The sequence below is a fragment of the Photorhabdus stackebrandtii genome (assembly GCF_011189495.1).
Classification (GTDB): domain Bacteria; phylum Pseudomonadota; class Gammaproteobacteria; order Enterobacterales; family Enterobacteriaceae; genus Photorhabdus; species Photorhabdus khanii.
On record NZ_PUJV01000006.1, the window covers coordinates 98,844 to 114,629 of the forward strand.

The 15,786-nt window shown below is 42.7% G+C and carries 12 protein-coding genes; 7 read left to right on the plus strand and 5 right to left on the minus strand.

Annotated features, from left to right (window positions below; all coding sequences use genetic code 11):
- Positions 1–192: 192 nt before the first annotated feature.
- The 5 genes from C5470_RS22690 to acuI all read right to left on the minus strand — a co-directional run bounded on the left by C5470_RS22690 (position 193) and on the right by acuI (position 5,481).
- A complete protein-coding gene (locus C5470_RS22690) occupies positions 193–333 on the minus strand; it encodes a hypothetical protein (protein WP_242687830.1) in 141 nt (46 codons plus the stop codon).
- A gap of 1,647 nt (positions 334–1,980) precedes the next feature.
- Positions 1,981–3,330 (minus strand): acetyl-CoA carboxylase biotin carboxylase subunit, encoded by a 1,350-nt coding sequence (gene accC, locus C5470_RS07000; protein ID WP_166287096.1) that lies wholly within the window; start codon positions 3,328–3,330, stop codon positions 1,981–1,983.
- A gap of 12 nt (positions 3,331–3,342) precedes the next feature.
- Positions 3,343–3,813, minus strand: coding sequence for an acetyl-CoA carboxylase biotin carboxyl carrier protein (accB, locus tag C5470_RS07005; RefSeq protein WP_166287098.1), 471 nt, complete (start codon positions 3,811–3,813; stop codon positions 3,343–3,345).
- 29 nt (positions 3,814–3,842) lie between these two features.
- Entirely contained in the window at positions 3,843–4,295 is a 453-nt protein-coding gene (gene aroQ, locus C5470_RS07010) for a type II 3-dehydroquinate dehydratase (RefSeq protein ID WP_166287100.1), read from the minus strand.
- A 208-nt stretch (positions 4,296–4,503) separates the two neighbouring features.
- Positions 4,504–5,481 carry an acrylyl-CoA reductase (NADPH) gene (gene acuI / locus C5470_RS07015; protein WP_166287102.1) on the minus strand — a complete coding sequence of 326 codons (978 nt, stop codon included), beginning with the start codon at positions 5,479–5,481 and terminating at the stop codon, positions 4,504–4,506.
- A 645-nt stretch (positions 5,482–6,126) separates the two neighbouring features.
- Here acuI and mreB point away from each other — a divergent pair.
- The 7 genes from mreB (at position 6,127) to nit1 (ending at position 15,778) form a co-directional block, all read left to right on the plus strand.
- Positions 6,127–7,170: a rod shape-determining protein MreB gene (gene mreB, locus C5470_RS07020; protein ID WP_036842097.1), complete on the plus strand. Its 1,044-nt coding sequence runs from the start codon at positions 6,127–6,129 to the stop codon at positions 7,168–7,170.
- A gap of 110 nt (positions 7,171–7,280) precedes the next feature.
- Positions 7,281–8,315 (plus strand): rod shape-determining protein MreC, encoded by a 1,035-nt coding sequence (gene mreC / locus C5470_RS07025; protein WP_166287104.1) that lies wholly within the window; start codon positions 7,281–7,283, stop codon positions 8,313–8,315.
- Positions 8,315–8,803 carry a rod shape-determining protein MreD gene (gene mreD / locus C5470_RS07030; RefSeq protein WP_166287106.1) on the plus strand — a complete coding sequence of 163 codons (489 nt, stop codon included), beginning with the start codon at positions 8,315–8,317 and terminating at the stop codon, positions 8,801–8,803. Before mreC ends, mreD begins: the two co-directional genes overlap by 1 nt.
- A gap of 219 nt (positions 8,804–9,022) precedes the next feature.
- A complete protein-coding gene (locus tag C5470_RS07035; RefSeq protein WP_166287108.1) occupies positions 9,023–9,610 on the plus strand; it encodes a Maf family protein in 588 nt (195 codons plus the stop codon).
- Positions 9,607–11,076, plus strand: coding sequence for a ribonuclease G (rng, locus tag C5470_RS07040; RefSeq protein WP_166287110.1), 1,470 nt, complete (start codon positions 9,607–9,609; stop codon positions 11,074–11,076). Before C5470_RS07035 ends, rng begins: the two co-directional genes overlap by 4 nt.
- Positions 11,077–11,123: 47 nt before the next feature.
- Complete coding sequence (gene yhdP / locus C5470_RS07045) at positions 11,124–14,930, plus strand: AsmA2 domain-containing protein YhdP (RefSeq protein ID WP_166287112.1); 3,807 nt, start codon at positions 11,124–11,126, stop codon at positions 14,928–14,930.
- Positions 14,927–15,778: a deaminated glutathione amidase gene (gene nit1, locus C5470_RS07050; protein ID WP_166287114.1), complete on the plus strand. Its 852-nt coding sequence runs from the start codon at positions 14,927–14,929 to the stop codon at positions 15,776–15,778. The genes yhdP and nit1 overlap by 4 nt, the downstream gene beginning before the upstream one ends.
- The last annotated feature ends 8 nt before the right edge of the window (positions 15,779–15,786 follow it).

The following is a 15,786-nucleotide window of genomic DNA, read 5'->3' on the forward strand; positions in this document are numbered from 1 at the left end:
GTACGGCAAGATGCGGATTTATTCAGGAAAAATGTGATATGTAGTTAATAGCCTGAGTTTTGTTTAAAAATAGCAATGGACAAAAAAAGAGAATCTGTTTACACAGACTTTCTTGGTTGATGAGTTAAAAACTGGTGAAGGCTAAATGTCGCGTTTTATAGCTTCTCTCCCACTGGACCTGATGCGCGAGAATCACTTCTTGTTCAGCTTTTGCCAGCGCTGGTACACCTTGATAGCACTTTCGTCCTTCTTCTGGATCATGGGCAGGCGGCGTTCCTCGATGGGTTTCGCGTACTCTGCGTAGAACGTATCCAGCTCGAAGTACTTGCTCATCCTTGTAGAATGGTGCGTAGTCTTCGCGTGTGGTGATGTAGATGACCTGTTTCGGACTACAGTAGTAGAGCGAGCCTAGTACTACAGCCGTAGATACCAGAAAGTTGCATTTTCCGTGATGCTCACAACGCTGAGAAACCGCATGAATTAAGCTTTTCTATGCGTGTCTTTTCTGTTGAAAAAAGTAAGTACGGCTGTAGTACTAGTATAAATGTTATAGGTAAATGAATAACTGGCGGCTGGAGTTCGAAATTAATCCTAGTTTATTTAAATATACAGAGGTCAAAGGAGATTTTGCTTTTACTTAAGAAGACTTCTTGCTTTGTTTAAAAGTAGGAACGATGGGAGTGACTATTGGTGGTATAGAATTTTGGTTTATATACTACCGCGAGTACAACTCACGTAAATGAAATTAATATCCAGATTTTGGATTGCTATTTATTCGAGTTAAAAGAACATTTATAAGATAATTGCTGAGAATAGGCCATTTTTAGTCACTTTGTACCTTTTTTAAATCTGGCATTAATGGGAGTATTGTTTTAACCCTATAGCTGAAGAATAGTGAAGTTAATCACCGATAAAAAGGCGTTTTCGATTGCCTAAAAAGGGAAATACAAGTGAAAAGAAAAAATGAATCATGTTAAAAAGGTGATCGTGAGTAAAACGATTCTCATTTAATAAATGGTTTTCACTGAGCAGTTTTTTTAAACCTAATGGTTTTTTCCATTTCCTAATCCATAGTTAATCTCACCATTTTTATTAAGCCGAAATTGAGTTTTTTCGTTTTTCATTTTATTGTATTTAATTTTCTGGGTTTAAAATCGGAGAGGGTAATAGGTACGTTAACGATATTAAGATTAACACCCATTTTTTTAACTATTTTTAATGTGACTAAATAAACTTTTTTATTATTTTTTCATTGTTAATCCAATTAGCTTAAAGGTTTATCTGTTTTCTTTAATGGTTATCTCTGATTTTACGTAAATTCTTTACAGCCATGCAAAATCGTTTATTTGAGCAAATTTGCTTAATCCTGTTAAATGTTTTGATATAATCTCATACCCTTGTTATTGGATTAACGCTGTTGTTTTGTCATCTAAAACCCATTTTTACGGTATTTTCTCTTCCAATATTAATAATAGCATCGAGTTTTTTACCCGCTTTAAAAAATCCTTAATCATTTGTTTTTATCTTTATTGATTAAAGTTTTCACCTGTTTTTTCATGATACGCTTGCCTTTTTTTCCAGATTTTAAAACCACGCGGACAGATAAAAAATGGTTTTTCTTAACTGCTATTTAATTACTTTCAGATAAGGTATATTTAATCTTACGTGAATGAGTGAAAGTTTCTATAATCCTTTGTTTTTAGATGGCATGAAAAAGGATAATCCATATGATTTAACCTGAGTGAGTCGGGCTTTGCGGAGTCAATAAAAAGTAATCAACCTCAAGGTTAAAAGACAGTAAAACAGCGTTAAAATCCATCCGATAATAATAAAATACAATGAAAAGGCGTTTAATGCCCATGCAAACTGCCAGTATAAACTTTTTCGTTTTATTATTGATGAAAACCCGGTGCTAAAAACCAGCAATTTAAGGAGCGTTTAAACGCTCCTTAAAGATATATTGATGTTATTAAACCAGTTTTACGTTTCCTGTAATCCTAGTTTTTTCTCCAGATAGTGAATATTGGTGCCACCATTCTGGAAGTTTTCATCGTTCATAATCGTCTGTTGAAGCTCGATATTTGTCTTGATGCCATCAACGATCAGTTCTGCCAATGCATTTTTCATACGGGCAATAGCGTTATCGCGATTTTCACCGTAAGTAATCAACTTACCAATCATGGAATCATAGTAAGGTGGTACGGTATAACCGGCATAAATATGCGATTCCCAACGTACGCCAAATCCACCCGCTGAGTGGAAGCGGGTAATTTTACCTGGGCTTGGCAGGAAAGTGTTCGGATCTTCGGCATTGATACGACATTCGATGGCGTGACCACGAACAACAACGTCTTTCTGTTTAATTGAAAGTGGCATACCGGCGGCAATCCGCAATTGCTCTTTAATTAGATCAACACCAGTAATCATTTCTGTCACTGGATGCTCGACCTGAATACGGGTGTTCATCTCAATGAAATAGAATTCGCCGTTTTCATACAGGAATTCGAAAGTACCGGCACCGCGATAGCCAATTTCAATACATGCGTTGGAGCAGCGTTCACCAATGCTGCGACGCATTTCTGGTGTGATACCTGGAGCCGGGGCTTCTTCAACGACTTTCTGGTGACGGCGTTGCATAGAGCAATCACGTTCAGCCAAATAAATGGCTTGACCCTGACCATCGGCCAGTACCTGGATTTCAATATGACGCGGGTTTTCAAGGAATTTTTCCATGTAAACCATATCGTTATTGAAAGCCGCTTTTGCTTCCGCACGAGTCATATTGATTGATTGTTCCAGATCTTTATCACTGCGGACGACGCGCATACCGCGACCACCGCCACCACCAGATGCTTTAATGATCACAGGATAGCCGATGCGTTTAGCAATGGCTTTGTTTTTCTCTGTGTCATCAGTTAACGGGCCATCAGAGCCAGGTACACAAGGAACGCCTGCTTTTTTCATCGCATTGATAGCGGAAACTTTATCGCCCATCAGGCGGATGGTTTCTGCTTTTGGGCCAATAAAAATAAAGCCGGAACGTTCAACTTGTTCAGCAAAATCTGCGTTTTCAGACAGGAAACCGTAGCCAGGGTGAATAGCTACTGCACCGGTGATCTCTGCCGCAGAAATAATCGCTGGGATGTTCAGATAGCTTTTTGCAGAAGTTGCCGGACCAATACAGATAGTTTCGTCTGCCAACAGCACGTGTTTTAAGTCACGATCCGCAGATGAATGGACCGCAACAGTTTTTATCCCTAACTCTTTACAAGCTCGTAGGATACGCAGAGCGATTTCACCACGGTTAGCAATTACAATTTTATCAAGCATGGGAGCGCCTCGTTATTCGATGACGACCAATGGCTCGTCAAATTCAACGGCTTGACCGTTTTCCACAAGAATCGCTTTAACCACACCGGCTTTGTCCGCTTCGATTTGGTTCATCATTTTCATTGATTCAACGATGCAGAGGGTATCACCTACATTGACATGTTGACCGATTTCGATAAACGGTTTCGCATCCGGGCTAGGTGTACGATAGAAAGTACCTACCAGTGGAGAACGAACAACGTGACCGTCAATTGTAGCCGATCTGTCGCTGATCGTTTCTGGCAGCGTCTGGGAAAGAGCAACAGCGTTAGCCAGAGCAGGTTGTTGAGCTTGAACGGGAATATATTGTTGAGCTGCCGGAAAATTCTGGGGGGCTAATGCGCGGCTGATGCGCACTGACTCTTCCCCTTCAGAAATTTCCAGTTCAGAAATGCCAGATTCTTCAACCAGCTCGATCAGTTTTTTTATCTTACGAATATCCATGAGTGTGATTCCGTACTCTTTTGTTTCATTTAGTTGACTTTTAACAAGCGGTTTACCGCTGCCTGTAATGCAAAGCTATAGCCATCTACCCCTAAACCGCAGATTACACCAACAGCAAGATCTGAAAGATATGAGTGATGACGAAATGGCTCGCGCGCGTGAACATTGGAGAGGTGGATCTCAATAAATGGGATCTTCACCGTCAGCAATGCATCACGCAGTGCCACGCTGGTATGCGTGAATGCAGCAGGGTTAATTAAAATAAAATCAGCATTACCCTGTGCAGAATGAATTCTATTTATCAGCTCAAACTCTGCATTGGATTGCAGGTGACTGAATTTAACCCCTGATTGATAGGCCTCTTCAGACAATTTGCTGACGATATCATCAAGCGTTAAGTTGCCATAGATGTCAGGCTCCCTGGTTCCTAACATATTCAGGTTAGGGCCGTTAAGGAGTAAAATGTGAAATTTGTCCGCCATTGTGCTGGTATCTCCGGCAATTTGTCAATAATTGCCCAACATAATCCTATATTAACGATTTGTCATCTTTTTATAACAGCCACAAGTTCATTTCGGCGATAAAGCCCGACATTATAATGATATCGTAGCATTTAGCAGCTAAATACTGGTCTTATCAGAGAAAATGTCAAGAATAAAGCCATCGTACTTTAGAGGCTAGTCACAATTCTTAACGAATTCTTACCAATGTACGTCCTGTAACCTGGTTAGCTATCAATTTATTTGCGTATGCCACGGTTTGGTCCAGTGTTATCTCAGTCGTTGCCTGTTGGTAAAAAGAAGCAGGTAGCAATTTTTGCAAGCGTTGCCACACAGCAGATCGCCTGGTGGATGGAACCGTGACAGATTCTACGCCTTGCAAACGTACGTTCCGTAAAATAAATGGCATGACTGTTGTTGGCAGATTTGCACTACCGGCGAGTCCACAGGCTGCAACGGTACCGTTATAGTGAGTTTGGGCCAGTATTGTTGCCAGTACATTACCGCCTACAGTATCAATCGCTCCAGCCCAAAGTTGTTTTTCCAACGGGCGGGGGGGTTGATTAAGCTCATTACGTGGCAGAACTTTTTTTGCTCCAAGGGATAACAAGTATTCGTGATTTTCCTGTCTGCCGCTAACGGCAACAACAGAATAGCCAAGCTGTGAAAGAAGTGCTATCGCAGTACTTCCTACACCACCGCTGGCACCAGTTACAATAACATCACCACTTTCTGGCTTAACGCCCCCTTGTTCCAGCGCGATAACACACAGCATTGCGGTAAAGCCGGCAGTACCGATGATCATTGCCTGTCTGCTATTCAAACCGGTTGGTAAGGGTGTCAGCCACTCTGCTGAAACTCTGGCTTGTTCTGCCAGGCCACCCCAATGATTTTCTCCTACACCCCAGCCGGTTAACAGCACATGCTGACCGATATGAAAACGAGGATCTTCTGTACTGTGCACAATTCCAGAGAAATCGATACCCGGTATCATTGGGAATTGGCGGATAATTTTCCCTTTACCTGTGATTGCTAATGCATCTTTATAGTTTAAGGTTGACCAGTGAATATCGACGGTAACGTCTCCCATGGGAAGGTGAGAATCATCAATTTCTTCAATGGACGCTGATAGTTGATTCTGTTGTTGCTTAAGTAGCAGAGCTTTCATTAGATGGTTCCGTTCTCTGTAAGTCATTCTGTTATTAAATAAGAATAGATAAAAATTGGCAGTTTACATAAAGAATATAAGAAAAAATAAAGTGTTGATGGATTATAGAACAGAATCTGTTCGTGTTTTTCCTATGATGTTAGTGTTAGATTTCAGTATCAGTATATTGCAAGCTATTTCAGAAAGTTCTGTTCTTTTATTATTTTATAGCAGGAGATACTGTATTTTAGTCACAATTTATTACATCATTAACTTGTTCACTACACAGACTGATACTTACAGTTAACTATCGGAAATAGTGAGCAGAAGTGTCGATCGTATGTGAACTTACAGGAATAGCTACTGGTCGAAATAGAGATAAGCGGATCGGTTGTGACGGTAAGGGTGGCACTATAACGCTGAATTATGCAAAACCGGATGGTTCCTGCACTTCGTTATGGAACAATTGGTAAAATTAACCCATTTTTATGCAGTTTTTTTCTGCTCCGTTTGGAAAAAGTAACGTAGAATATTGCATTGTTGATATGAATAACGTAGCCACTTTTTTATTGAAGCAGGTGCTTATGCGCCTTGTCGCTGCTTCATGTGGTTGGTAGAGTAGACGGGTTTTGTTCCGTCCCCAGCTTGCAGGATTATCCTTTCGCTATGTTTAAAAAATTTCGTGGCATGTTTTCCAACGACTTGTCTATTGACTTGGGTACCGCCAATACCCTTATTTATGTCAAAGGTCAGGGTATTGTATTGAATGAACCTTCTGTAGTCGCAATCCGTCAGGATCGTGCAGGTTCATCGAAAAGTGTTGCTGCCGTTGGGCAGGAAGCAAAGCAAATGCTGGGTCGTACACCAGGTAATATCGCGGCGATTCGTCCGATGAAAGATGGTGTGATTGCCGATTTTTATGTTACAGAAAAAATGCTGCAACACTTTATTAAACAAGTTCATAGCAACAGTTTTATGCGCCCAAGCCCGCGAGTTTTGGTTTGTGTGCCAGTCGGAGCAACTCAGGTTGAACGCCGGGCAATCCGTGAATCTGCGCTCAGCGCCGGCGCCCGCGAAGTGTTTTTGATTGAAGAGCCGATGGCGGCGGCTATCGGCGCCGGCCTGCCTGTTTCTGAAGCAACAGGTTCAATGGTTGTGGATATCGGCGGCGGTACTACAGAAGTCGCGGTTATCTCTCTGAATGGCGTTGTTTATTCATCATCTGTACGCATTGGTGGTGACCGTTTTGATGAGGCTATTATCAACTATGTCCGCCGTAATTATGGTTCGCTAATTGGTGAAGCGACTTCTGAACGAATTAAACATACTATCGGTTCAGCCTATCCTGGCGATGAAATGCTGGAGATTGAAGTTCGTGGTCGTAATTTGGCTGAAGGTGTACCGCGTGGTTTTACCCTTAACTCCAACGAGATTCTTGAAGCTTTGCAAGAACCGTTAACGGGTATTGTCAGTGCTGTCATGGTCGCTCTTGAACAGTGCCCGCCAGAATTGGCTTCCGATATTTCAGAACGTGGCATGATCCTGACCGGTGGTGGCGCACTATTGCGTAATCTGGATCGCTTACTGATAGAGGAAACCGGTATTCCGGTCATTGTTGCGGAAGATCCGTTGACATGTGTTGCCCGTGGTGGTGGAAAAGCGCTTGAAATGATCGATATGCATGGTGGTGAGCTCTTCAGTGAGGAGTGAGTATTAACTTGCAAGTGAGGGAGGGATGACGGGTAGATCAGACCTCCTTGCTATTGCTGTCTGGGAATTCCATTGTTTATGAAACAGCACAGTTTGGAATAGCACAGCTTATGAAGCCAATTTTTAGCAGGGGGCCTTCCCTGCAATTACGACTTTTCTTTGCTGTTATTGTTGCCATTACTCTGGTTGTGGCAGACAGCCGCCTTGATGCTCTCAGGAAAGTCCGTAACTATATGGATACGGTGGTCAGTCCATTTTATTTTCTTGCCAATGGCCCGCGTCAATTACTTGATAGTGTGTCAGAAACGCTTGCCTCCCGTGAACAACTCCAATTGGAAAATCGTGCCTTACGCCAAGAATTATTGATTAAAAATAGTGAGATGCTGCTGTTAGGGCAACTTAAACAGGAAAATTCCCGCTTGCGTGAACTGTTGGGATCACCTCTGCGTCAGGATGAACACATGATGGTGACACAGGTGATTTCCGGTAAGGCTAATCCTTATAGTGATCAGGTGGTCATTGATAAGGGCTCAAGAGAAGGCGTTTATGAAGGGCAACCTGTTATCAGTGATAAAGGCATTGTTGGTCAGGTTGTTGCTGTCAGCCAGTTTACCAGCCGGGTATTACTGATTTGTGATACGACCCATGCTTTGCCAATCCAGGTTTTACGTAATGATATCAGGGCTATTGTTGCAGGTGCAGGCTGTGCTGATGATTTGCAATTTGAGTCATTACCAAGTAATACCGATATTCGGGTTGGGGATGTGCTGGTCACTTCTGGGTTAGGTGGCCGTTTCCCGGAGGGTTATCCAGTCGCTGTGGTATCGTCAGTTAAAGTCGATAATCAACGGGCCTATACTGTGATTCAGGCTCGGCCGACCGCAGAATTACAACGTTTGCGTTATTTGTTGTTATTGTGGGGGGCGGACAATAACCCATCTGAACCATTGCCTCCATCAGAAGTGTATCGTGTAGCTAACGAGCGCTTAATGCAGATGATGCCTCAGGTATTGCCACATGCAAACGAAATGGGGCCGCCGGCACCGTCTTCTGTTTCTAATGAAATAACTAAAATGACAGGAAGAGTGGAAAATTCTGAACCGGCAGTAACATCTGCTAAATTTATAAATGCGGGAAATCGTTAATGAATCAATACCGGAGTCATGGGCGTTGGATCATTTGGTTATCTTTCTTGATTGCAATGGTGCTGCAAATTATGCCGTGGCCGGAGCAAATTTATATGTACCGGCCTACCTGGTCAGCACTATTACTCATTTACTGGGTGATGGCATTACCTCACAGGGTCAGTGTTGGTACGGGCTTTGTATTAGGGATCATCATAGATTTGATTCAGGGGGCAACACTGGGGGTTAACGCCTTAGCTTATAGTCTTGTTAGCTATTTGGTATCATTTAAGTTTCAGTTATTCCGTAATATGGCACTTTGGCAGCAGGCTTTGGTCGTCGTTGCTTTATCGGTGCTGATGGATCTCAGTGTTTTTTGGGCAGAATTTTTGTTATCAAATGTCGCTTTTCATCCAGAAATATTCTGGAACAGTTTGGTCAACGGTATTCTTTGGCCGTGGTTATTTCTGTTAATGCGAAAAATCCGTCGTCAATTTAATGTGCATTAGTGGTTGGATCGCGGTTTTTAATGTCCTGCTGACTAAGAGCTTATTCCGGTAGACGTTATTGAAGCAGGCTATTCTTGCCGATAAATCGTGGATACGGACAGCGTACATAACCCGAAACGTACATATAGTATGTAAGGATGATTCGTTTCGTTCGCTCTTTATTATAAGAACGGCAAATAATAAAGCCCTAATGAGATAAGTAGTAAGGACAATATCATCATGAAAACCCTCTATTTGGCTTCCGGTTCACCAAGGCGGCGTGAGCTGGTTGAATTATTGGACTTTAAATTTGAAATTCTTTCTCCTCAGGTAAAGGAGCAATGGCAAGAGGGTGAAACTCCGCGTCAATATGTCAGCCGATTAGCAAAAGATAAATCTCTGGCGGGGGTTGTTATTGCGCCAGAGGATTTTCCAGTGTTGGGAGCGGATACTATTGTTATATTGAATGATAGGATTTTGGAAAAACCCCGTAGTGAACAACATGCCGTTGAAATGCTTAGTGCACTTTCCGGGCAGTGTCATCAGGTAATTACCGCGATTGCTTTATCAGATAGTCAGAGTACTTTAAGTGATATAGTTGTTACAGATGTGGCCTTTCGCCAATTATCTACGCAGGAAATTTTGGAGTATGTAGCGACTGGTGAACCAATGGATAAAGCGGGTGCTTATGGTATTCAGGGAAAAGCAGGTTGCTTTGTCAAAACGCTGAATGGGAGTTATCACTCAGTGGTTGGTCTGCCATTAGTGGAAACGCATGAATTAATCACAAAGTTTTTTGCGTTAGTTGATGGAAAGAGGAACACATGACAGCAGAGTTATTAGTCAATATAACACCATCAGAAACGCGCGTTGCCTACATTGATGGTGGGATTTTGCAGGAAATCCATATTGAAAGGGAAGTCAAAAGGGGGATTGTCGGCAATATTTACAAAGGTCGTGTAAGCCGGGTGTTACCAGGAATGCAGGCGGCTTTTGTTGATATTGGGCTGGAAAAAGCGGCTTTTCTTCACGCTTCAGACATTATGCCCCACACGGAATGTATTGCCGGCGAAGAACGCAAGAACTTCCATGTCAGAGATATTGCTGAATTGGTTCGTCAGGGGCAAGATTTGATGGTTCAGGTAGTGAAAGATCCACTTGGTACCAAAGGAGCCCGGTTAACTACGGATATTACATTACCTTCCCGCTATCTTGTGTTTATGCCCGGCGCTTCTCATGTTGGGGTTTCACAACGTATCGAAAGTGAAGAAGAGCGTAATCGCTTGAAAAATATTGTTGCTGACTATTGTGATGAGCATGGTGGTTTCATTATCAGAACGGCTGCTGAGGGAGTTGGTGACGAAGAATTAGCTCAGGATGCGGCTTTCTTGAAACGATTATGGAGTAAGGTGATAGAGCGTAAAAAGCGTAATATCACTAAAAATAAACTTTATGGCGAATTGGCTCTGGCCCATCGTATTTTGCGCGATTTCGCCGGAGCAGCCCTTGATCGTATTCGTGTGGATTCTCGTCTGACGTTTAATCAGTTACAGGAATTTATTAGTGAATATATTCCTAAAATGACCGCCAAATTGGAACTTTATAGTGGTAATCAACCTATTTTCGATCTGTTTGATGTAGAAAATGAGATCCAACGGGCACTCGATCGTAAAGTTGAATTGAAATCAGGTGGTTATCTGATTATTGACCAAACAGAAGCGATGACCACAATTGATATTAATACTGGTGCATTTGTCGGGCACCGTAATCTGGAAGAGACTATCTTTAATACTAATATTGAAGCGACGCAGGCTATTGCCAGGCAATTAAGGCTACGTAATTTGGGGGGGATTATCATTATTGATTTTATTGATATGAGTAGTGAAGATCACCGCCGACGGGTATTAGCTTCTCTTGAACAAGCCCTGAGTAAAGATCGTGTTAAAACAACGATTAATGGTTTTTCACAACTCGGGCTGGTGGAGATGACGCGTAAGCGGACCCGTGAGAGTATCGAGCATATACTCTGCGACGACTGTCCTACCTGTAATGGAAGGGGGACTGTAAAATCTGTTGAAACTGTCTGTTATGAAATTATGCGTGAAATTGTGCGTGTTCACCGGGCAGTTGATGCAGATCGCTTCCTTATTTATGCCTCACCGGCAGTGGTTGAAGCACTGAGAGGGGAAGAATCTCATGCACTGGCGGAAGTGGAGATTTTTGTCGGTAAGCAGGTAAAAGTTCAGACAGAACAGCTCTACAGTCAGGAGCAGTTTGACGTAGTTATGATGTAATTGTCTGGTTTGCTGGCATAACAGCGCTGGCAACCAAGGAGATGCGTGTGAGGCGACTGCCGGGAGTATTATTAGCGACAGCCGCAATAGTCATTATTATTATGGCTTTGCTTGTCAGTGGGTTACGTTTTCTACTACCGCATATTAATGGTTATCGCCCGCAATTGCTCGCTAAAGTTGAGTCAATTGCCGGTGTACCTGTTGATGTTGGATATATTGCAGGAAAATGGGAATCCTTCGGGCCTGTTCTTGAATTACGTGATATCAATGTGAAAACTGCCAGTGCAGATGTGAAAGCAAAAAAAATCACAGTTGCATTGGATATCTGGTTATCTTTGCTGAGAATGAGCTGGAATTTTCGTGATCTGACTTTTTATCAATTACAGGTGGATTACCATCAACCGTTGTTTGATAATCAAAGCGATAATATGTTTTCCCAATCAGATACGCTTTCTAATCTGTTTCTCGAACAATTTGATCATTTTAATCTGCAAGATAGCCGCGTTACTTTTCTTACCCCCTCCGGCGAACGGGCTGATCTGTTATTACCACAATTAACCTGGCTGAATAAAAATAACCGTCATCGTGCTCAGGGGGAAATTAGCCTTTCTTCTATCAATAATCAGCGTGGAAATGTCCAGGTTAAGTTTGATTTGCGTGACACTCATGGCGTATTGGATAACGGTACTATTTATTTGCAGGCAGATAATGTTGATATGCATCCATGGTTGAGTCATTGGTTGCAGGATAATACCGGACTGAAAGAGGCTGAATTTAGTTTGTCTAGCTGGATTATGCTGAAAGATGGGCGAATTGATGGCGGTCAATTGCAATTACGGCAGGGAGAAGCTAACTGGAAAGTTGCTGACAAATTTCACCGTCTTTCTGTCAGTGATCTGGTGTTACGGATGCGCCGTCAGGATAATGGTTGGTTGTTTGATGCACCTGAATTGGCAAGCCTGGCTACTGACGGTCAGCAATGGCCATCAGGAAAAGCATCCGTGCTCTATCTACCGGAAGCGAAGAAGTATGAGGGTAAAGATCACTGGCGTATCCGGGCGAAAAATCTTCAACTTGAACGGTTGAGCAGCATCTTACCCACTTTCTCTTTTTTGACCCCTGACTTGGTAAGAGATTGGGAACATCGCCAGCCGCAAGGGTTGGTAAATCATCTTGCTCTCGATATTACACCGGAAATTGCAGATGATTTCCGAATGAATATGCAATGGCAGAATGTGAGTTGGCAGCGCTGGCAGGCGCTGCCTTCTATTGATAATTTCTCTGGTTCTCTCAACGGCAGCTTGCAGCAAGGCGAATTTAGCTTTGGATTGAAAAATAGCGTAGCTGATTATCGGGATGTGTTCCTAGCACCGCTTGAGATATCCCAAAGTCATGGAGAAATATTCTGGCAGCAGGATAAGCGAGGTTTACAACTTTGGAGTCAGGGGTTGGACTTGCAGGCGAAATCATTGTGGGTCAATGGTGATTTTCGTTATCAACAACCAAAAGAGCAGCCTCCGGCGCTGAGTATTCTGGCGGGAGTTCGGGTTTATAATGCGGGTGATGCTTGGAGATATTTTCCTGAGCCTTTGATGGGGACATCTCTGACTGACTATCTGACCGCTTCAATTATTAAAGGGCAAATAGAAAACGCAACTTTTGTTTTTCAAGGCAATCCCAAAGATTTCCCATTTGTAAAGAATAATGGTCAGTTTCAGGTTTTCGCCCCATTGCGTCATGCTACTTTCCAATATCAACCAGATTGGCCGGCGCTGCTGGATCTTAATATTGATCTTAATTTCCATAATAACGGTTTATGGATGCTGGCTGCACAAACTGCGCTTGGCAAAGTGAAAGCGAATAATGTTTCAGCGGTAATTTCTGATTATAGTAGAAAGAAATTGTTACTTGATGCCAATATTCTGGGGGATGGTAAAGATATTCATGAATATTTTACCCGTAGTCCGTTAGCGGATTCTGTTGGTGAAACGCTTAATACGTTACAGATTGGTGGTCAGGTTGCGGGTAATTTGCATTTGGATATTCCACTCAATGGCGGCAATGTGGATGCCAGTGGTGAGGTCACTTTAAAAGATAACCGTTTGTTGATTAAGCCGCTGGGCAGCGAAATGAAAAATGTCAGTGGTCGGTTCCGCTTTGATAATGGTAACTTACAAAGTGACAAATTATCAATGCAATGGTTTGGACAGCCTGTCACTGCTAATTTCTCTACCAAGAAGTTATCAAAAAACTATCGGGTAGATGTTGGTTTGAATGCTCATTGGGCTGCTGCGAAATTACCTGAACTACCACCAGCAGTAGCCAAAACGCTTTCTGGTTCTGTTGACTGGGAAGGGAAAGTGGGTATTAGTTTACCGTTTCAGGGTAAGGCCCAATATGATGTGAAAATCGACGCTGACTTGTCACAAGTAGATAGCCATTTATCTGTCTTGAAAGCAGATGAATTGCGTAAACTGAAAGCGCTTCATATTTTGGCTGATGGTGATATGGATCAGCTGCGAGTAAAAGGGACTTTAGGTAAGCAGTATGCGTTTAATACTCAATGGCGTTTGGCAGAGAAAAGTACTCAACTGTCACGGGGAATTTTACAAAGTAACAGTGATAAAGTTCCTGACTTACCTGAAAAATCGTTATTGGAATTGAATCTTCCGGCAATTGAGGGAGAAGAGTGGTTAGGGCTAATTGCGCCTTTGACTTCAAGTTCTTCATTTTCAGGAAAGACACTCTTGCCACAGCATCTGCGTGTGGCACTTCCGTCACTGGATGTGGGGGGACAGCGTTGGAATCAGTTATCGTTAGAGGTAGAACAACAGCCCTGGGGAGCGCAAATTAGTGCTAATAGTCAGGAAATTAACGGTAAGCTTAATATTCCTAATAGTGGCCCATGGCAGCTGAATTTGAGCCGTCTTTACTATAACCCTCTGCAATATAGCTCTCAGCAACCTGAATCAGATTTATCTAAGCAATCTCAAACAGGTACAACTCAGCGTTATTTGCTGAACCAATGGCCTTCATTAGATATTGTCTGTTCTGAGTGCTGGATTATGGGGTTGAAACTTGGGAAAGTGTCTGGTTCCTTGATACCCGAAGGTCATTCGCTTGTATTAAGAGATGGAATGGTGGAAAACAGCGTCAGTAAACTCAATTTGGCTGGTCGTTGGCAGGAAAGTGCTGGAGAGAATAATACTCATCTTATGGGACAATTCTCCGGTGAAAAGTTTGATGAGATGGCATCTTACCTTGGTATCGTCGTGCCAATTGTTAAGTCGCCATTTAACTTCCGTTTTGATTTTAGCTGGTTGGATACACCGTGGAAACCCGATTTACAGATACTGAATGGCAATCTTAAAATCGATTTAGGTCAAGGTGCTATTGAAAAATTGGGAGGGGGAAGTGCCGGTCAGTTGCTAAAATTGATCAGTTTTGATGCTCTGTTGCGTAAATTGCAGCTCGATTTCAGTGATACTTTTAGTCAGGATTTTGAATTTGACTCAATTCGTGGTGATGTTTCAGTAAAAAATGGGATACTCAAGACTAAAAATTTACGGATCGATGGACTGATTGCTGATGTGATAGCGAAGGGAGAGATCGATCTTGTTCGCCAACAGATCAATATAGAAGCCATCGTCACACCAGAAATTTCTGCTACTGTCGGTGTAGCAACGGCTTTTGTTATCAATCCGGTAGCAGGCGCCGCATTATTTGCGGCAACCAAGGTCTTGGGGCCATTATGGAATAAGATATCGGTTATTCGTTACCGGATTACCGGTAATCTTGAACAACCGAAAATTGATGAAGTCCTGCGTCAGCTTAAGGAGAATAGAGGAACATGAGAAACGTCAATGTTGCACTCTTGCAGCTATGTAGCGGTGAGAATATCAAACATAATTTGGCGCAAATTGAACAACAAATTAAACAGTTGCCGAATACTATCAAGCTTGTGATGACCCCGGAAAATGCATTGTTGTTTGCTAATGCTGTCAGTTATCGTAATCATGCAGAACAGCAGGGAAAAGGGCCTTTGCAGCAAGCTGTCAGTGAGATCGCTCGTCGTTATGGTGTCTGGTTATTAATTGGTTCTATGCCGCTTATCAGCCGTGAAAATCCTGAACGGATCACCAGCAGCAGTCTGTTGTTTGATGATCAGGGTGAGATCCGCGCACGTTACGATAAAATCCATATGTTTGACGTCAATATTGATGATGAACATGGATCATATAACGAATCGTCTGTTTTCCAGCGTGGGGAACATATTACCGTTGTGGATACACCTGTTGGTCGTCTTGGTATGACCATATGTTATGATCTGCGTTTCCCAGGGTTGTTTCAGGCATTGCGTGAGCAAGGCGCTGAGTTGATATCTGTTCCTGCGGCATTTACCCGGTTAACAGGAAAAGCACATTGGGAGCCACTGTTACGGGCCCGTGCTATTGAAAATCAGTGTATTCTGTTGGCACCCGCTCAGGTTGGTGTACATGGAACTCGTCAAACATGGGGCCACTCAATGGTGGTAGACGGCTGGGGGAAAGTGATTAAGAAAAACCCAGATGCAGTCAGTGCATTACAACTGAATGTCAGGGCGGAAAGCCTGAAGATTATGCGTGAGCAGATGAAAGTGGTGAAACATAACCGCTTCCAGCCACAGTTGACTTCCCTGATTGAAAAGAATAAAGCAAATTAAAGAGTATC